The 21,554-nt window shown below is 40.5% G+C and carries 19 protein-coding genes and 1 pseudogene; 15 read left to right on the forward strand and 5 right to left on the reverse strand.

Features of this window, described 5'->3' with window-relative positions:
- Positions 1 to 63: 63 nt before the first annotated feature.
- The 7 genes from ACIQZD_RS18775 (at position 64) to ACIQZD_RS18805 (ending at position 7,972) form a co-directional block, all read left to right on the forward strand.
- On the forward strand, positions 64 to 498 hold the full coding sequence (locus ACIQZD_RS18775; protein ID WP_137017639.1) for a DMT family transporter: 435 nt from the start codon (positions 64 to 66) through the stop codon (positions 496 to 498).
- A gap of 707 nt (positions 499 to 1,205) precedes the next feature.
- Positions 1,206 to 2,840, forward strand: a complete 1,635-nt coding sequence (locus tag ACIQZD_RS18780; RefSeq protein ID WP_402905320.1) for a peptide ABC transporter substrate-binding protein — start codon at positions 1,206 to 1,208, stop codon at positions 2,838 to 2,840.
- 133 nt (positions 2,841 to 2,973) lie between these two features.
- Entirely contained in the window at positions 2,974 to 3,903 is a 930-nt protein-coding gene (locus ACIQZD_RS18785; RefSeq protein WP_137017640.1) for an ABC transporter permease, read from the forward strand.
- Complete coding sequence (locus ACIQZD_RS18790; RefSeq protein ID WP_402905322.1) at positions 3,903 to 4,832, forward strand: ABC transporter permease; 930 nt, start codon at positions 3,903 to 3,905, stop codon at positions 4,830 to 4,832. The genes ACIQZD_RS18785 and ACIQZD_RS18790 overlap by 1 nt, the downstream gene beginning before the upstream one ends.
- Before the next feature lie 49 nt (positions 4,833 to 4,881).
- Positions 4,882 to 5,895, forward strand: coding sequence for an ABC transporter ATP-binding protein (locus ACIQZD_RS18795; protein WP_402905324.1), 1,014 nt, complete (start codon positions 4,882 to 4,884; stop codon positions 5,893 to 5,895).
- Between the two features lie 13 nt (positions 5,896 to 5,908).
- A complete protein-coding gene (locus ACIQZD_RS18800) occupies positions 5,909 to 6,901 on the forward strand; it encodes an ABC transporter ATP-binding protein (protein ID WP_402905327.1) in 993 nt (330 codons plus the stop codon).
- A 216-nt stretch (positions 6,902 to 7,117) separates the two neighbouring features.
- The gene (locus tag ACIQZD_RS18805) at positions 7,118 to 7,972 is read left to right on the forward strand and encodes a crotonase/enoyl-CoA hydratase family protein (RefSeq protein WP_402905329.1); all 855 of its coding nucleotides are present in this window, start codon (positions 7,118 to 7,120) and stop codon (positions 7,970 to 7,972) included.
- Between the two features lie 218 nt (positions 7,973 to 8,190).
- On the opposite strand, the gene ACIQZD_RS18810 is transcribed toward ACIQZD_RS18805, so the two are convergent.
- Positions 8,191 to 8,391, reverse strand: coding sequence for a cold-shock protein (locus ACIQZD_RS18810; protein ID WP_029714163.1), 201 nt, complete (start codon positions 8,389 to 8,391; stop codon positions 8,191 to 8,193).
- Positions 8,392 to 8,575: 184 nt separating this feature from the next.
- Positions 8,576 to 9,532, reverse strand: a pseudogene (locus ACIQZD_RS18815) (D-2-hydroxyacid dehydrogenase).
- Positions 9,533 to 9,654: 122 nt separating this feature from the next.
- Here ACIQZD_RS18815 and ACIQZD_RS18820 point away from each other — a divergent pair.
- The 5 genes from ACIQZD_RS18820 to ACIQZD_RS18840 all read left to right on the forward strand — a co-directional run bounded on the left by ACIQZD_RS18820 (position 9,655) and on the right by ACIQZD_RS18840 (position 15,081).
- Positions 9,655 to 10,203 (forward strand): GNAT family N-acetyltransferase, encoded by a 549-nt coding sequence (locus ACIQZD_RS18820; protein ID WP_402905331.1) that lies wholly within the window; start codon positions 9,655 to 9,657, stop codon positions 10,201 to 10,203.
- Positions 10,204 to 10,421: 218 nt separating this feature from the next.
- On the forward strand, positions 10,422 to 11,879 hold the full coding sequence (locus ACIQZD_RS18825) for a CoA-acylating methylmalonate-semialdehyde dehydrogenase (RefSeq protein ID WP_311735943.1): 1,458 nt from the start codon (positions 10,422 to 10,424) through the stop codon (positions 11,877 to 11,879).
- A gap of 70 nt (positions 11,880 to 11,949) precedes the next feature.
- A complete protein-coding gene (locus ACIQZD_RS18830; RefSeq protein ID WP_402905333.1) occupies positions 11,950 to 13,290 on the forward strand; it encodes an aspartate aminotransferase family protein in 1,341 nt (446 codons plus the stop codon).
- 285 nt (positions 13,291 to 13,575) lie between these two features.
- Positions 13,576 to 14,190, forward strand: coding sequence for an NUDIX hydrolase (locus tag ACIQZD_RS18835; RefSeq protein WP_101225421.1), 615 nt, complete (start codon positions 13,576 to 13,578; stop codon positions 14,188 to 14,190).
- A 93-nt stretch (positions 14,191 to 14,283) separates the two neighbouring features.
- Entirely contained in the window at positions 14,284 to 15,081 is a 798-nt protein-coding gene (locus tag ACIQZD_RS18840; protein WP_402905336.1) for an endonuclease I family protein, read from the forward strand.
- A gap of 59 nt (positions 15,082 to 15,140) precedes the next feature.
- On the opposite strand, the gene ACIQZD_RS18845 is transcribed toward ACIQZD_RS18840, so the two are convergent.
- The 3 genes from ACIQZD_RS18845 to ACIQZD_RS18855 form a co-directional block, all read right to left on the reverse strand.
- A complete protein-coding gene (locus ACIQZD_RS18845; RefSeq protein ID WP_402905337.1) occupies positions 15,141 to 16,199 on the reverse strand; it encodes a lactonase family protein in 1,059 nt (352 codons plus the stop codon).
- Between the two features lie 150 nt (positions 16,200 to 16,349).
- Complete coding sequence (ade, locus tag ACIQZD_RS18850) at positions 16,350 to 18,101, reverse strand: adenine deaminase (RefSeq protein ID WP_402905339.1); 1,752 nt, start codon at positions 18,099 to 18,101, stop codon at positions 16,350 to 16,352.
- Positions 18,102 to 18,132: 31 nt separating this feature from the next.
- A complete protein-coding gene (locus tag ACIQZD_RS18855; RefSeq protein WP_402905341.1) occupies positions 18,133 to 18,618 on the reverse strand; it encodes a nucleoside deaminase in 486 nt (161 codons plus the stop codon).
- Between the two features lie 226 nt (positions 18,619 to 18,844).
- On the opposite strand from ACIQZD_RS18855, the gene ACIQZD_RS18860 reads away from it, so the two are divergent.
- From ACIQZD_RS18860 to ACIQZD_RS18870, 3 genes are all read left to right on the forward strand, one after another.
- On the forward strand, positions 18,845 to 19,747 hold the full coding sequence (locus ACIQZD_RS18860) for an AEC family transporter (protein ID WP_402905343.1): 903 nt from the start codon (positions 18,845 to 18,847) through the stop codon (positions 19,745 to 19,747).
- 237 nt (positions 19,748 to 19,984) lie between these two features.
- On the forward strand, positions 19,985 to 20,395 hold the full coding sequence (locus ACIQZD_RS18865) for a hypothetical protein (RefSeq protein WP_402905347.1): 411 nt from the start codon (positions 19,985 to 19,987) through the stop codon (positions 20,393 to 20,395).
- Between the two features lie 423 nt (positions 20,396 to 20,818).
- The gene (locus ACIQZD_RS18870; RefSeq protein ID WP_402905349.1) at positions 20,819 to 21,547 is read left to right on the forward strand and encodes an amino acid ABC transporter ATP-binding protein; all 729 of its coding nucleotides are present in this window, start codon (positions 20,819 to 20,821) and stop codon (positions 21,545 to 21,547) included.
- Positions 21,548 to 21,554 lie beyond the last annotated feature (7 nt).

The raw sequence follows: 21,554 nt of genomic DNA on the forward strand, positions 1-21,554 counted from the left end.
TGTTAAAATGGAATGCGGATTCATTAATCAGTCCGGATGGACATAAAAAGGAGCAAAATCATTGTGAAGATACTATTTCCGTTGCTTGCGGTCCTAGGCGGCATCACCATTGCCATTCAAGGACAAATCAATGGTGGATTAGGGAAAAAAGTGGGGGTCATTGAAGCTTCTTTCATTTCGTTTGGAATCGGGACACTCGCTTTATTATTTATTGTTTTGTTTGCAGGAAATGGAAATATTTCGGCGGTCGCGTCAGTACCAAAATGGCAATTGATAGGCGGACTATTAGGGGCTATTTATGTAATTGTGATAATATTGGTTGTCCCACAAATCGGAGTGGCACCTGCTTTGGTCGGGGTTATCGCAGGCCAGATACTGATCGGGGCTGTAATTGACCATTTCGGTTTATTTGGAGGGGTTCGCATCCCCTTGGACGCGAAAAAGGTGGCAGGCATATGTTTACTTTTCGTGTCATTATATTTATTTAATCATAAATGAAGAAGGGTCATTTTTGATTGAAACGACGGGTACATTTAGGGGAGAATGAAGGGATATTTCTATTCTCCTATAGTTATTACCCGTTATTTGGAGATTAATTAAAAAGAACTCAATATTTTAATGAAGTAATGCATTATCCTACTAAAACATATTAAATGAAAGGGGATGGTTTGCTAGGAAAGTGGTCTTAGTAACCAACCCAACATGAATTATTAGAATATTTAGAAATAAATAAACAAGAGAACCTATATGAATACTGAATTAGAAGTGTTTGGAAAAACACTTGGAAGTCGGAAGTCCTTTTTACAACAATTAGGTGATCATTTCTATTTACCTAGTATCTAGATCGAATTGATTAGCAAATAATTACTATATTGTGAAAAAGTACTCACTGGTTTATTGATTTTTTGATTTATTCGTAATATACTTAAAATTCAACATCTTTAATTCGAGGTATAGTATCCTTAGCGAGGTTGAAAAGAGGGTGATTTTTAACTAGTAAACTGCATTAATTGCTTTTATAGGTAGAAATACAGATTTATGCAAACGGTTCGCTAGTTGTTTTTTGGTGAATTCCTGTGCAATGAATGCTTCTAACTTGCCTCGCTGAAATTATTTGTACTATACGGAAGATTAATAGGTGTTAGAAGGATAATCTCTTAAATGGGAATATTCTAAGAAAGATTAAAGATGAGGGGGAATATTTTTTGAAAAAGTCTAAATTTTCAGTGCTTGCTCTTCTTATGGCCATCATGCTTATGCTTGCGGCATGCAATGGCGGTTCGAAGGAAACTTCGAATGAAAAAGAAGGCGGCTCGGGTGACTCATCCGGATCAAAAGTATTAAACGTGAACAATTCGAGTGAACCTGGTTCGCTTCACCCTGCAAATGCACAAGGTACTCATGAATCATGGATCCTTGAACATACGTTTGAGGGACTGACAAAGAAAACGGAAGAAGGCAAAATCGTACCTGGTTCTGCAGAATCATGGGAAATCAGTGAAGATGGATTAACTTGGACATTCAAATTGAAAGATGGTTTGAAATGGTCAAATGGAGATCCGCTTACAGCCAATGACTTCGAATATGCTTGGAAATATGCTTTGAAACCGGAAACGGCTGCTGATTATGCTTACCAACTTTATTATCTTAAAGGCGGGGAAGCATACAACAGTAAGAAAGGGAAGGAAGAGGACGTAGGGGTTAAAGCGACAGACGAACATACATTAGTCGTTACTTTGGAACAGCCTACACCATATTTCCTTGACTTGACTTCTTTCTATACTTTCTATCCAATCAATAAAAAGGTACAGGAAGAAAATCCAAAATGGGCTTTGGATGCAAAAACTCACGTTTCAAACGGTCCGTTCAAATTAACGGAGTGGAAACATAAAGAAAGCCTGAAAATCGAAAAGAATGAAAATTACTACGATAAAGATAAAATCAAATTGGATGCGGTTAACTTTGCTCTAATTGAAGATGAAAATACAGCATGGCAAATGTATCAGAGTGGCGAATTGGATATCGCTTATCCACTGCCAGTGGACGTGCAAGGTCAATTGGTTAATTCTGGAGATAAAGAATTCAAAAATGGCGCAGAACTTGCCGTTTACTATTACAACTTTAATACGGAAGTAAAACCTTTCAACAATGCAAAGGTTAGGAAAGCGCTTTCAATGGCTATCGAACGCAAAGAAATTACCGAAAATGTTGCTCAAGGCGGTCAAAAGCCTGCTTATGGAGTAATCCCGCCGGGTATTCCTGATGCAACTGGAGATTTCCAGGAAAATACAGGTAACCTATTTGAGGAAGACGTTGCTGAAGCCAAGAAATTGTTAAAAGAAGGTCTTGCTGAAGAAGGCATGAAAGAATTACCTGAGTTTTCAATTTTGTATAACACTTTAGATACTCATAAGAAAATTGCTGAAGCCGTTCAAGGAATGTGGCGCGATAACCTGGGTGTTGAAGTGACACTTGAAAATGCAGAATTCCAAGTTAAGCTTGATCGTGAAAAAGCTGGCGACTTTGAAATTTCCCGTGCAGGATGGGTTGGTGACTATGTTGACCCAATGACTTTCATGCTTTGGGAAACGGACGGTGCCTATAATGATGCAAATTGGTCGAACAAAGAATATGATGGTTTATTAAAAGAGGCAAAATCTACAATGGATCCAAAAGAACGCATGGCTGCTTTACATAAAGCAGAGGAAGTTCTGATCGAAGAAATGCCGATTCTTCCGGTTTACTTCTATACAAAACCATATATGGTTAAATCGAATGTTACTGGAGTGTTTGCTCCGATTAACGCTTATCCGAACTTTATTTACGCGGATAAAAAATAATAGAAGGAATAAATTGAAATGGGAGGTATGTCCGATTAAGGACATACCCCATTTTTCAATTGCGAATTTGAATATTTCATGAATTCATTTCCGTTTTCAACTCCTTAGAAAATCGATGATTGGGGTGATTACCATGTTGAGATATACATTAAATCGTTTTAAATGGGCGATTATTACTTTATGGGCTGTTATTACATTAACGTTCATCATAATGCATACGATTCCGGGAAATCCATTTGCAAAAGAAGGAGCCATGCCTCCTGCTGTTTATGAAAACCTTCAAGTCCACTATGGCTTGGACAAGCCGTTGTTGACCCAATATGGGAATTATTTATTGGAAGTCGTTCAATTTGATTTTGGTCCTTCATTGAAATCCTCATCCATTTCCGTGAATGATTACATTTTGAAGGGGTTTCCGGTGTCCTTGCACTTAGGGGCACAAGCATTGGTGATTGCCATCTTCTTTGGGCTCATTTTGGGTGTCGTGGCATCACTGAAAAGAAATAAATGGCCCGACTATTTATCAATGATCATTGCCATCGTAGGGATCTCTGTTCCTAACTTTATCTTGGCGACTATTTTAATCAATTATTTTGCGATAAAATGGAATATATTCCCTGTTGCAACATGGGCAACATGGCAGCACACCATTTTACCATCCATTGCCCTTTCGATGATGCCGCTTGCTTTCATCGCGAGACTGATGCGGACAAGCATGCTTGAAGTAATGGGACAGGATTACATTTTGACAGCTAAGGCCAAAGGATTAAAACGGAGCGGCATCATAATCAAACATGCTATTCGGAATGCGTTATTGCCGATTATCACGATTCTGGGCATCCTTACGGCTAATATCGTGACAGGAAGCTTCATCATTGAACGTATTTTTGGTATTCCGGGCATGGGAGATATGTTCGTAAAGGGAATATCCAACAGGGACTACCCGGTGATTCTTGGTTCCACAATTGTGTATAGTGCGGTGCTTATTCTATTGATATTCATCGTTGATATAGCCTATACGTTGATTGATCCTAGAATTAAAGTGACGGGGGAGAAGAAATAATGGCAGATAAAGTGCATTTAACCGAAGAAATGTTCCAGCCCGCCGAAGGCAACTTTAAGGAAGCCGAAAAAATAGCAAGACCTACAGTTTCATATTGGTCTGACGTCTGGCGTCGATTTAAAGAAAATAAGCTGGCGATGACTGGATTTGTTCTTATAATCCTCTTGGTCTTGATGGCGATTTTTGGTCCGTATATTAACGGATATACTTATTATGGACAAGATTTTGAGAAAAAGAATCTAAGCCCAAATAGCGAGCATTGGTTTGGGACGGATTCATCAGGAAGAGATCTATTTACACGAGCTTGGTACGGTGCGAGGATATCCTTGTTCATTGGATTGATGGCAGCGCTGATCGACTTTTTAATTGGTGTCCTTTATGGCGGGATTTCTGCCATTCGCGGTGGACGCACGGATAATATCATGATGCGGTTTGCCGAGGTGATTTATGCGATCCCATACCTATTGATGGTTATCTTAATGATGGTCGTATTAAAACCTGGTATTCTGCCGATCATCATTGCGATGTCGATTACGGGGTGGATTCCGATGGCGCGACTGGTACGTGGACAGGTTTTACAACTGAAAGAGAATGAATATATCCATGCTGCAACAATCTCTGGAGCCAATACGAGCTGGACTTTAAGAAAACACATGATTCCAAATACAATGGGACCGATCCTTGTCAATTTAACGTTGACTGTACCTACTGCTATTTTTGCCGAAGCGACACTTAGCTTTTTGGGACTGGGAGTGCCGGCGCCTCAGGCAAGCTGGGGAACACTGACAAGTGATGCCCTGGGAAGCATTCTGGTAGGGAATTTCTATCAACTTTTAATCCCGGCAATATTGATTTCCTTAACCATGTTCGCGTTCAATGTGGCTGGTGACGGATTGCAGGATGCCTTAGATCCAAAACTACGGAAATAAATGAGTCCTAACATAACGATTTGATATTACTAGAATAGGAGGGACGATGATGGAGAACCTATTAGAAGTCAACGATTTACAAATCACCTTCCATACTTATGCAGGAAAAGTGCAAGCGGTTCGCGGTGTGAACTTTGACGTGAAAAAGGGGGAAGCCGTCGCCATTGTTGGGGAGTCCGGATGCGGCAAAAGTGTTACAGCGAAATCTATCATGAGATTACTGGAAACACCTCCAGCAGAGTATGGAAAAGGGTCGATAAACTTTGGCGGTAAAGACCTTCTTAAAATGAGTGAAAAGGAAATGCAGAGGATTCGCGGAAATGAAATCAGCATGATTTTCCAGGATCCGATGACTTCGCTCAATCCAACGACAAAAATCGGCAGCCAGATCATGGAAGGCATTTTAAAGCATAATAAAAACATGTCCCGAAATGATGCATACGAACGGGCGTTGGAAACACTGAAACTGGTAGGTATTCCACAGCCTGAAAAGAGGATGCAGCAATATCCGCATGAGTTTTCAGGTGGTATGCGCCAAAGGGCAATGATAGCGATGGCCCTTGCTTGCGAACCGAAATTACTGATTGCCGATGAACCTACAACTGCATTGGATGTAACGATACAAGCGCAAATTTTGGAACTGATGAAAGATATCCAACGAAGAATGGATACTTCCATCATTTTAATCACTCATGATTTAGGTGTGGTTGCGGAAACTTGTGAACGGGTAGTCGTCATGTATGCAGGCAAGGTTGTTGAGACGGGTACGGTAGAAGCTATATTTTCAAACCCGCAGCATCCATATACAAGAGGTCTGCTTAAAACGGTGCCAAGGCTGGATATGGAAAAAACGGCTCCGTTGGTTCCGATTATCGGATCACCACCGGATTTATTGGATCCGCCAAAAGGATGCCCATTTTACCCAAGATGTGAATCAGCAATGAAAGTGTGCAAAGACCATGATCCGGAGCTTGAAGTAGTGGAAGAAGGTCAGACAGCCGCATGCTGGCTGCACCACCCGATGGCCAAGGCAGCACAGGTACAAGCACCGACTAATGTATAAAGGAGGAGAAACAATGGTTTCACTGAAAAATAAGGCCGAAAAAGAAAAGACAAACAACGAAAATTCTCCTCTTGTTGAAATAAAGAATCTGAAGAAGCATTTTCCTATTGGTTCTCAATCGCTGAAAGCGGTAGATGGTTTAGATCTCAAAATCTATCCAGGGGAAACTGTTGGACTTGTTGGGGAAAGCGGTTGCGGTAAGTCGACTGCAGGTCGTACAATCACTCGATTATATGAACCGACAGACGGAGAAGTTCTTTTTCAGGGGAAAAATATTTTCGATTACAAACTCGGGGAAATGTCACATATCCGCCGTGAAATACAAATGATTTTCCAAGATCCCTACGCATCCTTGAATCCAAGGATGAAGGTGGAGGAATTGATAGGGGAACCACTTGCCATTCATGGGATTTCAAAAGGTAAAGAACGAAGGAAACGGGTGGAAGACCTGTTAAAGCTCGTTGGTTTAAGTCCGGAACATATCACTCGTTTTCCGCATGAATTCAGTGGTGGACAACGCCAGCGGATTGGAATTGCAAGGGCGTTGGCATTAAATCCTAAATTCATTGTTTGTGATGAACCAATTTCTGCCTTGGATGTTTCGATACAGGCTCAAGTGGTCAACTTATTAAAAGAGCTGCAAAAAGAAATGGGACTGACATATTTATTCATCGCGCATGATTTATCGATGGTCAAGTATATTTCAGATCGGATTTTAGTCATGTACCTTGGAAGAATGATGGAACTTTCGGATAGTGATTCTTTAACGAGAGATCCGCTTCACCCTTACACACAGGCCTTGCTTTCTGCAGTGCCGATTCCAGACCCGACTATTAAACGGGAAAGAATCGTACTTAAAGGCGATGTACCAAGTCCGATCAATCCGCCGAGCGGCTGTGTATTCCGGACACGCTGCCCTAAAGCGATGGAGATTTGCTCCAGTGCTGTACCTGAATGGAAAGAACAAAAGCCAGGGCATTACGTTGCTTGTCATTTATATTGGTAAACAAAAAACCAGTTGCGTTTGCGACTGGTCTTTTTGTTACACGTTTATGAAAAATATTTTTAGAATAGAAGCGATTATCTTGGAGACTAAAATTTTTTATCAGTATGTCAAAATAAATAACTAGGAATCTGAAAATAAAACATTTAATATGTAATTATATGTAAAAACTAAAAATCTGTTGAATGTTTCAATTTGTGAGAGAAGGAGGGACTGTTATTGTATTCCACGATAACTAGTGAAATCGTCGATCGTGTCATGATTGTTACTCTGAATCGTCCTGAGAGAATGAATGCTTTCAATGAAAAGATGTGTGAGGAAATGATTCACGCTTTTAATGAAGCGGATGAAAATGATGACGTACGAGCCGTCATTTTAACTGGCGCAGGGGATGCATTTTGTGCTGGAATGGACTTGGAAAAAGGTGCAGAAACCTTTATGGATCACACTCCTCTGGTTGAATACCGCGATGCAGGGGGAATGTTGTCATTACGGATTTTCGAGATGAAAAAACCTATGATAGCGGCCATTAATGGAGCGGCAGTCGGGATTGGGATAACAATGACTTTGCCCATGGACATTAGAATCGCTTCAACAGATGCAAAAATGGGTTTTGTATTTGCGAGGCGGGGGATAACGATGGAGGCATGCAGCGGCTGGTTCTTACCCAGGCTTGTCGGAATGGGCAAAGCTTCCGAATGGATTTTTACCGGCAGGATGATTTCGGCCAGTGAAGCATATGAGGGAAGGTTGGTAAACAAGATCGTCGAGCCAAACGAATTGATGTCTGCTGCAATAGAAATTGCAACAGATATTGCGGAAAATACATCTTCCGTTTCTGTGACGTTATCCCGGCAATTAATGTGGACCATGCTCGGTGCCAACCATCCTGTTGAATCACACAAAATAGAATCGAAAATGATTCATTGGACCGGAAAACAAGCGGATGCACTAGAAGGGATCGAAGCTTTCCTCGAAAAAAGGAAAGCTGATTTCAAGATGAAAAGCAGTACTGACATGCCTCCGTTTTATCCTTGGGGAACAGATCGAACATATGAAGTGGATAAGAAATGATTGAATGGCATGGGCCAGGGAAACCTGGGGAAGTGCGTGATAATTTTTACTTTTCGGATAAATTAGGGTTTCTATTCTTAGTGTGTTATACTGGGTTTACCATTTACTAAACTTGTTTCATGTTCCCTATTCCCCGTGAATAGGGTTTTTTTATGATTACTTTTTTAATCAAAAAAACAGACCCTACAGGTAGGGTCCGTTATATATTGTATTTAAAATTATGCTTTTTGAACGTTAGTAGCTTGGGGTCCACGTTGACCTTGCTCAACTTCAAAAGTAACTTCTTGACCTTCGTCTAATGATTTGAATCCTTCGCTTTGGATAGCTGAGAAATGTACGAATACATCGTCTCCGTTTTCGCGTTCGATGAAGCCAAATCCTTTTTCTGCGTTAAACCATTTTACTTTACCTTGTTCCATTGTTGTTGCCTCCTAGTGTGAATCCACACATTGTGTTACTACCCTTGCTCAATCATTAGACGAAAAGTTTTTCACTTATCAATCTTCCCGAACAAAAATAATTCTTTTTAAATATAACAGATAATGTCGGAATCTGCAAGCTAACATGGGAAGATTATTTATGTACACATTCAATGAACAATTCTTAATACCCTTTTTTGTAATCAAGTAAATTTGTTGAAGGTTTTTTACCATTTAGATAGTTCTTTAAATTCGGCATGAAAATATCATGAATGAGCCTTTGGTCGTAAAATTCCGTATTTCCGGATGTGTGCGGCGTGATGATTACATTGTCCAACTCCCATAATGGGCTATTCTCTGGAAGTGGCTCCGTTTCAAACACATCAAGTCCAGCACCCGCAATTTCTTTGTCCATAAGCGCTTGCACCAATTCGTTTTGAATGGCGAGATTTCCCCTTCCTATATTAATGAAAAAAGCGGAGCGCTTCATTAACTTGAATTCCTTTTCCCCGAACATATTCCTTGTTTCTGGGGTCAAAGGTAATGTCACGACAATATAATCACATCTAGGAAGAAGATCATTCAAATGTTTTTGTGTGAACATCTCATCGACAAATTCTTCTGATTTATCGGAATGGCGCATTCCTAAAACTGTCATGCCAAAAGCCTTGGCAATTTTTGCGGTTTCCTTTCCGACTTTTCCGACACCGATGATTCCGATGGTCTTTTAATGAATTTCCTGCTTCATATGTGCGTGATGCCAAGTCTTTGTCTGCTGTTGTTTAATATATGTATCTACTTTTCTTGTTAAGGCAAGCATTAACGCGAAAATAGTCTCTGAAATGGGATATGCATGAACACCATTTGCAGTTGTAATCTGAACATTCTTTTGTTCTAAATTTTCCAGGGGTAAAGCATTCACTCCGGCGCTCCATGTCTGGATCCATTTTACTTCGCTTGCATCAATGGATACAGACATTTCCGCTTTCCAGCCTGCGATCACTTCAGCATCGGCTATATGATCTCTCCATGTTTCCGGAGATCTTCCGGTGATAACCGTCCACTCGGGAACCAACTCTTTAATTTTCTGTAATAAGAGCTCATTCAAATTTTGGCTTATTATGAGTTTCCTTTTTGGCATAACTAACCTCCTGTATCTATTTTTTCTGAATTATACGTAAGTTTCGAAAATCTTTCAATCGGGAAAGCGATTGCTTAACAATCTTGCTATAATACTAATAATCAATGGAATGGGGTGTATACATGAACGTGAAAGACATATATGGACAGCTGCCTATTATAGAATCAAAACGTTTGGTCATGAGGAAAGTCACCATGAATGATGCCGAAGACATGTTCGCTTATGCATCCAACAGTGACGTTTCCCGTTACGTCACATGGGAAGCTCATCGTTCCCTATGTGATACAAAAGATTTTATCAGATTTATCCTGCAAAATTATGAGGATAAGAAAATCGCTCCATGGGGCATAGAACACAAGGAAAGTGGTAAGTTGATTGGTACTATTGATTTTGTTTCATGGCAGGTTGATCATCATAGTGCAGAAATCGGGTATGTGCTTGCACCCGAATATTGGGGGAGTGGCTTGATGACGGAGGCAGCGCAAAAGATAATCGCCTTTGGCTTTGAAAATATGAACCTAGTTCGTATACAAGCAAGGTGCTTCGTTGAAAATTTGGGTTCAGAACGGGTCATGCAAAAGGTTGGTATGTCATTTGAGGGAATCATAAGAAAAGGAATGTTTGTTAAGGGAAAGCATCAAGACTTAAAGCTATATTCCATTACAAAATGATGGCTTTGGAGTCTGCTGATTAAAGAAGAAATAAGGAAAAATACATCGGCTTTGAAAGCGTGAATTTCGGTTCATGATTATTATAAATATTGGAAAATCAAAAACAAACAATATGTGCAAATATTGAATCAAAAACTATACAAAACGTCTAATGTAAAAAGTCCGTTTGAAAAATATAATGAAACTATAAAATCGTGTTGAAATGGAGGGTTTCTTTAATGGCAGTAATAAATGAAGTAAAAACGTTGAAAAACTATATCGGTGGCAAATGGGTGGATTCCACAACATCGAAACATGAACAAGTGCCAAATCCGGCAACAGGAGAAGCTTTGGCGATCGTTCCCCTTTCAACAAAGGAAGATGTAAACCAAGCGGTCCAGGTTGCTAAAAAGGCGTATAAAGAATGGAAAAAGGTCGCCGTTCCCAAAAGAGCCCGCTTCTTATTCCGTTATCAGCAATTATTGATAGAACACTGGGATGAGCTTGCAAAGCTGGTCACAATCGAAAATGGAAAAAGCTATACAGAAGCATATGGTGAGGTTCAGCGTGGGATTGAATGCGTGGAGTTCGCAGCAGGTGCGCCTACCTTGATGATGGGCAGCCAGCTTCCTGATATTTCCCCAGGTATTGAATCTGGCATGTATCGTTATCCCATGGGTGTCGTTGCAGGGATTACGCCATTTAATTTCCCGATGATGGTGCCATGTTGGATGTTCCCGCTGGCAATAGCTTGTGGAAATACGTTTATCTTAAAACCTTCAGAACGGACACCGTTATTAGCCAACCGTCTTGTGGAATTATTGACAGAAGCCGGTGTTCCGGATGGTGTTGTCAATATTGTCCATGGTGCCCACGATGTCGTGAATGGGATATTGGAACATGAAGACATTAAAGCGGTATCATTTGTTGGATCCCAGCCTGTCGCAGAGTATGTATACAAAACGGCAGCTGCCAATAAAAAACGTGTCCAGGCTTTATCAGGTGCGAAAAATCATTCAATCGTCATGCCTGATGCGGATTTGGATAATGCGGTAACGAACATTACGAATGCCGCTTTCGGATCTGCAGGCGAGCGCTGCATGGCTGCGTCAGTGGTTGTTGCAGTGGGAGAAGTGGGAGATTCGCTCGTTGAGAGATTAAAGGCTGCAGCGGATGACATCAAGATAGGAAATGGAATGGATAAGGACGTTTTCTTGGGGCCTGTGATTCGTGATACTCATAAAAAGAGAACGGAACAATATATTGAAATCGGGGAGAAAGAAGGAGCTGTCCTCCTTCGTGATGGCAGGAATGAAGGCGATCAGGAAAATGGCTATTATGTTGGACCGACATTATTTGATCATGTAAAAACAAACATGAAAATATGGAGTGATGAAATTTTTGCTCCTGTCTTATCCATAGTACGGGTCAATACCCTTGAAGAAGCAATCGAATTGACCAATCAATCCGAATTTGCCAATGGTGCCTGCCTCTATACGGATAGTGCAAAAGCCATCCGGGAATTTCGCGAAGAAATTGATGCAGGGATGCTTGGCATTAATCTTGGGGTACCCGCGCCAATGGCATTCTTTCCATTTTCCGGCTATAAAAGTTCGTTTTATGGAGACCTTCATGCCAATGGGAAAGACGGAGTGGAATTTTACACTAGAAAGAAAATGTTAACGGCAAGATACTGATAGGAAAAGGGGGTCGGCGCAAATTGTGGTCGGCCTTCCTTTATACATCATTTTAGGAGGAGTGGAGCTTATGCAGGTTGAAAAACAGGGTCAGGATCTTAAAGCGATCGATGGTAAATATGTTTGGCATCATATGAAAGGGGCTGAACCCACCCCTGGGACAATGGTGATAAAAAAAGGGCAAGGAGCATGGATTACGGATGTTGATGGGAATCGATTCCTGGATGGGATGTCAGGTTTATGGTGTGTCAACGTTGGTTATGGCCGCACGGAACTGGCTGAAGCAGCTTACGAGCAACTGAAGGAACTCCCTTATGCCCCTTTAACGAATAGCCACATTCCCGCTATTAAGCTAGCAGAGAAATTAAATGAATGGCTTGGTGGGGATTATGTGATTTTCTTCTCTAACAGCGGTTCAGAAGCAAATGAGACTGCCTTTAAAATTGCGCGGCAGTATCATCAGCAAAAAGGTGAACATGGACGCTATAAATTCATTTCGCGTTATCGCGGCTATCATGGCAATTCAATGGGAGCCCTGTCAGCTACAGGGCAGGCGCAGCGAAAATACAAGTATGAACCGCTGGCCCCAGGATTTCTTCATGTATCACCGCCAGATTCTTATCGAAATCCAGAGGATGAAAGCGGTGAAAAAAGTGCAGCGGAAATTGAACGTACCATTACATGGGAGCTGAGCGAAACGGTGGCTGCGGTCATCATGGAACCAATCATCACTGGGGGCGGAATTTTAATGCCTCCTGATGGTTATATGAAACGTGTCAAAGAAATTTGTGAGAAAAATGGTGTCCTTCTTATTTCGGATGAGGTCATTTGCGGGTTTGGCCGTACTGGTAAGAGATTCGGATTTATGAACTATGATGTAAAACCAGACATCGTAACAATGGCTAAAGGAATCACGAGCGCTTATCTGCCATTATCCGCTACAGCCGTCAAACGTGAAATTTATGAAGCGTATATTGGCTCAGACGTATATGACCGCTTTCGGCATGTAAATACATTTGGCGGCAATCCGGCTGCATGTGCCGTCGCTTTGAAGAATATTGAAATATATGAAAATGAAAATCTTATAGAACGGTCCAAGGAGTTAGGGTTACGTTTTCTGCAAGAGTTTGAAGAAATTAAAACTCATCCCAATGTTGGGGATGTGCGAGGGAAAGGTTTGTTGGTAGGGATTGAACTAGTGGAAGATAAACTGACAAAACAACCGATCGAACTTTCCAAAATCAATAAAGTGATTGCATCATGCAAAGAAAAGGGGCTGATCATAGGTAAAAATGGTGATACAGTCGCAGGTTTCAATAATGTCCTGACTCTTGCTCCCCCACTTAGTATAACGGAAGAGGATTTTTCATTCATCATAACGACGGTAAAGCGAACGCTAGCTGAACTATAAAAACAAAGAGAAAAACCTGAATATTCAATTAAGTTCATGCGTGTACCTGTTGATACACATACTATGCTTTTTAAATGAGACTGATGCGTTTAGTTTTAGCACCGTTCAGCACTTTGAACGGTGCTTTTGTCTATGATCAAGGAAGAATAAGAGGAACGGAATCTAGTAGAAATTAAAGGCAATATTTTGGAATCGTTTTCCTTGATTAGTTATAGCAGATGTTCGAAAATGGAATGATAAGTAGTGGTAGAAAATCAATATTAACCGGTAGAAGAGGTGAGGGACATGAATAATGAAGATATAACAAAAAAACTAACATTACATATCCCTGAAATTTTAGGGAGTGGGAATTTTTCAAAGTATGCTGTATTGGTACCGCTTCTAGAGAAAGAAGATGGAATTCATGTTCTTTTCGAAGAACGTTCACACAAACTGAGGAGGCAGCCGGGGGATATATGTTTTCCGGGCGGGAAAATAGATAAGCTGGACCATGATGAACAGGCGGCGGCCCTAAGGGAAACATATGAGGAACTTAATCTGAGAAAAGAAGATATCGATAATGTCTTTCCAATCGATTATTTGGTATCTCCATTTGGGATGATCGTCTATCCTTATGCAGGGTTTGTTCGTAACCATCAACGGATAATACCTAATCCAGCCGAGGTAGAAACCATTTTTACGGTCCCGCTATCCTTTTTCATGGAAAAACCGCCAGAAATTTACCATGTGGAATATAAAGTGGAACCGCATGAAAACTTCCCCCATGATTTAGTCGTTGGCGGGGAGAATTATAAATGGCAGCCGAAACAGATGGAAGAATATTTTTACTTATATAATGGTCGGGTAATCTGGGGAATGACGGCGAAAATCCTTACCCATTTTATTGAAATTCTTCGTTAGACACTTCTAAAGCACCTTTTTTTTTAGTCTATTTCTGTTAAGCTTTAATTATGGTAAAAGTTAGGTTTATAATAGAAGCGGGGGGATGAGTGGATGAAGTATAGTTTTGAAGTACTTGAAAAAGAACGGGAAATGGCAATGGCTGCACTAGTCAACTTCAATGAAAACCGCGAATACTATGATGAAACCAAAGATCAGGAACTTAAGCTAGCATACTACAAAGATGGTTCCTTGGACCGGGAAGGTTTGAAGGACCTGATTGTGGCAACCCATAAAAACCAGCTGAACTACTCACCACATCGTCATGTATACCCATGGGTGGACTTACAGGAAAATGGCCAGCTTAAAAGTCTGTATTCCGGTAAAGGGATGGATCCTTTACAAGTGATTGAGGAAGATATCCGTATACTGGAAGTGTTGTCAAGAGGTATTGAATCAACAGATTCGGAGAACATTCTCGTTAATTGTGAACATGTAGTACCTCAATCATGGTTCGATAAAAAGGAACCGATGAGGGGGGATTTGCATCATCTGTTCGCCTGTGAACCAACGTGTAATAGCAGCCGGAGTAACTATCCATACCATGATTTTGAGGATTATATCCCTGAGAGATCGGCTGCCGGTATAAAAGCGGGTTGCGGGAAATCAGACGAAAGTAAATTCGAGCCTGAATACGGAAAAGGGATCGTGGCGAGGGCAACTTTGTATTTTTTACTGAGATATGAGGGAATCGTCGATAGCGGCAAAATCGACCTGGCACTGCTTTTGGAATGGCATCGGCTTTTTCCCGTCAGCACTTATGAAAAACATAGAAACCAGGCTATACATGAAATGCAGGGTAATCGTAACCCATATATAGATTTTCCCGAAATGGCGGAGAAATGGAATTAAAGAAAAATTTAAAAAAGAGGATTGAAGCTGTAGTACAAGCTTCAATCCTTTTTTTAAGATTATAAGAATTTTACGCAAACAGGGAAGGGAACTTGAACATCCTTTTGCAATAATGTTAATTTTCCGTCATGTTCATTCCGTGCATATAGTGTCAGGTTTCCTGATTGTTCATTAGAAGCGATCAGGAATTTTCCGCTAGGATCCAATGAAAAATCACGTGGCCAGTGACCTTCGGTAGAAACCAGTTCCACGAATGCCAGTTTGCCTGTTTCTTGATTGATTTGGTAAACGGCAATACTATCATGTCCGCGGTTTGCGGCATATATGAATTGCCCGTCATCAGAAATATGAATGGCGCTTCCTTGGTTATTTTCCTTGAAATCTTCCGGGACGGTCCGAACCGTTTGTAATTCAGAAAAACTTCCAGTTTGACTATCGAAGCTCAAAACAATGACTTCTGGTACCAGTTCTGCCATAACATACGCAAATTTTCCGTTTGGGTGGAAGGTCAGATGCCGTGGTCCGCTGCCGGGAGCAACAGATAAGCTGTTTACTTCTTCCAAAACCCCACTATGTATTTTATAGGTTATTACTTTATCTATCCCGAGGTCGACTACAGCAATGAACCTTTCATCTGGTGTGAAACCAGCGAAGTGAGTGTGTGCTTTTTCCTGACGTTCTTCATTCGGACCTTGACCTTTATGTTGAACAGTTGATGATACAGGCAGAGGTGTCGCATCGTCATGAAGCGGATATGATTCAATCACGCCTTCTCCATAACTGGAAGTGACCAAGACCTGTTTCTTGCTGTCGACACTTATATGGCAGGAAGAGCCGTTTGGTGTCAGTTGTTTGCCCAAGAAGGTAAGTTCACCTGAATCTTCATTAATCGAATAGGCTGAAACTCCTCCACTGCCCGATTCTTTTAAAATGGCGTAGAGATTCTTTTTGTCCTGGCTGATGGCGACATAAGTCGGATCGGTCAATTCTGCTGCAAGAACCGGTGTGCTGAGTTTTCCTTCTGCTGTATCTAAAGTAAATCGGTAAACACCTTTGCTGTTTCCTTTTGTGTAAGTGCCTATGTATCCAATGACGTTCTGTTGATCATGTTTTACCATATTTATCTCCTCCAAGAAAGATTTGTGTTTATTTTTATTTTAACATAGATGATACCTATATATCCTTTTCCCGTTTTATGTTGAGTTGGAACCTTTTTCTTTTAGAAGTTTTTGGGTGCGAAGAAAAAAACCCCGACTAGGGGGTCAAATTTAATCGACTGGCTTTGAGGCTTCGATGGGAATATGCCTAAACTCAGAAACGGAGAATAAACCCTGATCCGTCAGTTTGATTTCAGGTATGACAGGTAACGCCAAGAATGCAAGTGTAAGAAAAGGGTTGAAATGCCTGTTAGCACCGAGTTTCAATAGGGCTTCATCGATTTTTTTCAATGAATGGACCACATCCATATAATTACATTCACTCATCAATCCAGCTATTGGAAGGGGAAGGGAAGCGAGTATTTCCCCATTTTGGATTACGGTCAATCCACCCTGCATTTTTTTGATTTCCTTAGCTGCCAGCAGCATATCCTGATCATTGGTTCCGGCAATGATCAAATTATGTGAATCATGGGCTACTGTAGTGGCAATTGCACCTGATTTCAACCCGAGCCCTTTGACGATTCCAAGACCCAATTGTTTGGTCAGATGATGCCTTTCAACAACAGCAAGTTTTAAATGATCAACATGTTCGGAGAAATGGAATAGTCCATCATGATTAAGTGTGACCGGTTCAATCGAATGTTTTGTAATCAAGCTGTTTGGAGTTATCTCAATAATATTAGCGAACTCATTTTTAAAAGGTATCGCCAAATCATCTTCAGTTATTTCATGAAAATGAACGGAGTGCTTCAACCCGTCGTCAATAACCTGTTTCCTATCATCTGGAAAGTTAAGTAAATGATTATTATGAACCATAAGCTTTCCATCTTTAAAGACCGAGTGGATGTTGATAGAATCAAGATCATCCAATAGAAGGAAGTCTGCCTTGTATCCAGGTGCAATTGCACCATGTTCCTTTAAACCAAAGCATTCTGCTGCATTAATGGTCGCCATTTGAATGGCAGTAATTGGCGGGACACCTGTTTCTATGGAAAGTCGAACGTTGTGATCGATACTTCCCTCAGATACAATATCATCTAGGTGCCGGTCATCGGTGACGAATAAACAACGGCGGGAGTTCTTCTCGTTAATAACTGGGATCAGGTTTATTAAGTCTTTGGCAACCGTGCCTTCCCTGATCATAAGATACATTCCTTTACGCAGTCTTTCTTTTGCCTCTTCCGGAGTAGTGCATTCATGATCCGTTTTTATGCCTGCACTCATATAAACATCGAGCTGTTGTCCGGATAATCCGGCTGCATGGCCATCGATGCTTTTGCCTAATCTATTTGCATCGTATATTTTTTGCAGCATATCCTCCTCCGTATGTGAAACGGCAGGGAAATTCATGACTTCGGCTAAACCGAGCACTCTCGGGTTTTGATAAAATGATCTTAAATCTTCACTTCTTAAGACAGCACCAGAATGCTCAAACTCCGTAGCAGGTACACAAGAGGGCATCATGAAGTAAAAGTCAAAAGGAAGTTGATCGGATTGTTCAATCATATATTCCATGCCCTTTTTGCCAGAAACATTGGCAATTTCATGAGGATCTGCAACGATGCAGGTCACACCATGTAAAAGTAGGATTTTTGCGAGTTCAGAAGGCCTCACCATCGAAGATTCAATATGGACATGGCCATCAATGAATGAAGGGCATAGGAATTTTCCTGCAGCATCGATTTCCGAAATACCCTCATAACGCCCAATTCCAGCAAAGTAACCATCGACGATCGCAATGTCGCCTGTATAGATATCCCCATTGAAAACATCTATGATTTGCCCGTTTTTAATGACGCAATCTGCTGGTGTTCTTCCTGCTGCAACGTCAATTCTCCTTTTAAGTAAGTTTTTCTTCATAATCGTAACCCCTTTGGCAAAATATATCCGGTTAATATTTCACTTTTTCAGTATTGGTTTCCCATGTTCGGAATGGTAAATCATGATCATTAAAAGACAATTGTTTCATTGTAATCGTGCGATTTTCCATTGGCAGGGCAAGTTCTTGGTATATAAAGTGATCATCAAAGCCAATAATTGCAGCGTCTTCTTTAGTGCATGCGTAATAAATGGCTTTTGGACGTGCCCAATAAATAGCACCGATGCACATGGGGCAAGGTTCGCAGCTAGTGTATATTTCACAATCTGTAAGCTGGAAGCTGTCGAGATTCCTGCATGCATCACGAATCGCCTGTACTTCGGCGTGAGCAGTAGGATCGTTGGCCGTTGTCACATTGTTACATCCTCTGCCTACGACTTTGCCATCTTTTACGATTATAGCACCGAAAGGACCTCCGTTCTTCGCCAATACATTTTCATTTGCAAGCTGAACAGCCATCTCCATGAATTTTACATCCACTAAAAAACACCCCTTCATATATATTTATAACCCAAAGTACTGATGTTACGTTTATTAACGTAAATATAATAAACAATATACCATATGCATGGGGAAATGGAATATTATTTTCTGAAGATATAGAAAAATCAGTTTTTGTTAGAATATATGACGCGCAATCAAAATGGTTTAAAAGAATTTTTACAAATAATAATAAAACTGATATTGTAAAAAGAAAATCATTTGGATTATGAAGGTGAAGTGCATGGGGTTTTTGGGAGTTCTTTTACCGATATTCGGTATTTTTGTTTTAGGATTCATCGGTCAGAAAAAGTTCAAACTTGATACAAAATCGATTTCCACGATGGCATTATATTTAATGTCACCTTTTCTTGTGTTCCGGACTTTTTATTCCGCAGAATTTACGATTAATTATTTCTACCTGTTCTTATTCACGATAGTACTTTGTCTTTCTCTTATACTGGTAGTCTACATCATATCTTTTTTCCGCAATTATACAGTCACTGAGACAAGCGGCATGATATTGGCATCCGCATTCATGAATAACGGAAACTATGGAACACCCGTCATTTTCCTGTTATTCGGAGCCGCAGGACTCGATTATGCAATCATCCTTATGGTGGGACAGCAGTTAGTGATGTGCACGATCGGCATTTATTTCGCAGCAAAGGGCAGCCCGGAAGGTAACGGAGTTCAAACGGCGATTAAAGCAGTATGTCGAATGCCAATTGTTTATGGAGCTATTGCCGGTACAGTATTTCAGTTCGTTAACATACCTTTAAGCAATTCGGTTATGGAAGCTATTAACCTTGTTGCAAATGCAGCCATCCCCACAATAATGATTACACTGGGAATGCAGCTGGCCAACATTTCGCTGAAAAAAATAGCCTATCGGAAGCTATCAGTTTCGCTGCTCCTTAAACTTGCCGTGTCACCGGCCATTGCCTTCCTGATATCTCTCGCCTTGCCAGTGGGTGAAATGGTCAGGCATATCATGATCATCGTAGCTGCCATGCCAACGGCGGCCAACACTACGATGTATGCGCTCCAATTCAACACGGAGCCTGAATTCGTATCAAGTGCTACGTTCATAAGTACATCATTAAGCCTGATTACGCTTCCAATCATCTTTTTCTTTGTATTATAGGAGATTATCATTCTAATTATGTGGGCAAACTTATTATATACAAGAAGCGGAGGAATCCTGGCTAATTAAAAGAGAGATCCGGAAAGATTATATGAATTACCCTTGACCTCGCGGTTAGTGAACGGACTTGGGGACTTGGATTTAGGTGTCCGAAATTTTCCATTTAAATTCACAGGGCAAGCTTGTTAAACTGGCGTTTACTTTTTGAAAATGCCTGTATTTGATTGGAGGGGTTTTATGTTCCAGACTAAAATTGAACTGACTAATACTGGAAAGATTGATGCCATTTTAAAGGGAATCGTTCTGAAAACCTATGAAGAGTCACTAGAAGAAAAACTCTTGCTATGCATGGAGTGCGGTGATGTCGATTTTTATATCGCGTATTCAAATAATGAGGAACTTCAGGATGCGATAAATGAAAACTTTGAAATGGATGAATGTGGCGAAATCGTGAAAATAGATGAACATCAGGAACTTATGGATGATTTATACGATTATTTCTTGATCATACATAAGGAAAGTGATTTGTTTGATTTTTTTCCAGCAGGTCCATATACTCACTTCGGGGAAATCCGTGAATCGGATACGGATATGCTGGCGCCAAGGGGTTTATATTCAGCGCCATTTGAAGACGCGATAAAGGAATGATGAAAAAGACAGCAATTGCTGTCTTTTTGTATTTCAAGGGCTTATTAAGCCTTCGGGAAATAAATGTTTTTTTACAAAAAGAGGGAATTTTTTTAATGGGATAACAGTTTAGATTTATCAGTTTTATGAAATATAGCAATAATATCATGAAATATAATATCGTTTTTAACAATTTAAAGTTTATATGGTAATTTTAAGAAATATTATATATAATAAAAAATGTGAATATTGAATATATTATTTAAATTACTAGTTTAAAATAACAATAAAAATGGACTATTCACTATGAATTATGAAATATTGGGAAATAATATTTGAAAGAAAGGATTATACATAAGATTTGTTTCGAGTTAAGAGAGTGCTATATTACGCTTTTAGAATTCTGATTATTATAAATTTTCAGTTTTGGGCAGGGGGCTAATTATGATAGTTTTTGACCGAGTGAATAAGTATTATGGCGATTTCCATGTATTGAAAGAAATTAATCTTACAATTAAGAAGGGGGAGGTGGTAGTGGTCATCGGACCTTCCGGTTCAGGGAAAAGTACACTGCTTCGATGCATTAATCGTCTAGAGACCATTTCGCAAGGTTCCCTTTCCGTAAATGGTCTAAATGTTGCGGATAAAAAAACGGACATAAACAAACTTCGTCGGAATATCGGTATGGTTTTCCAGCATTTTCACTTGTATCCTCATAAAACAGTGCTCGAGAATATCATGCTTGCTCCCAGGAAGGTTCTAGGACAATCCGAGGAGGAAGCGAAAAAGATTGCACTGAAGTATCTGGACAAAGTGGGAATTGGAGATAAAGCGAATTCATTTCCTTCTCAGCTTTCAGGTGGACAGCAGCAACGGGTAGCGATTGCCAGAGGTTTGGCAATGGGACCTGAAATCATGCTATTTGATGAACCTACCTCAGCCTTGGATCCAGAAATGATTGGCGAGGTACTGGATGTAATGAAAGCACTTGCCCATGAAGGAATGACGATGGTGGTGGTCACGCACGAAATGGGATTTGCCCGTGAAGTAGCGGATCGAATCGTATTCATGGACGAAGGCAGGGTTTTAGAAGAGGCATCACCGGCTGAGTTTTACGCCAATCCTCGTGAAGAGAGGGCTCGTTTATTCCTTAGCCGTATATTAAATCATTAAAAAAAAC

The organism is Peribacillus sp. NPDC096447 (assembly GCF_044762725.1).
Taxonomy (GTDB): domain Bacteria; phylum Bacillota; class Bacilli; order Bacillales; family DSM-1321; genus Peribacillus.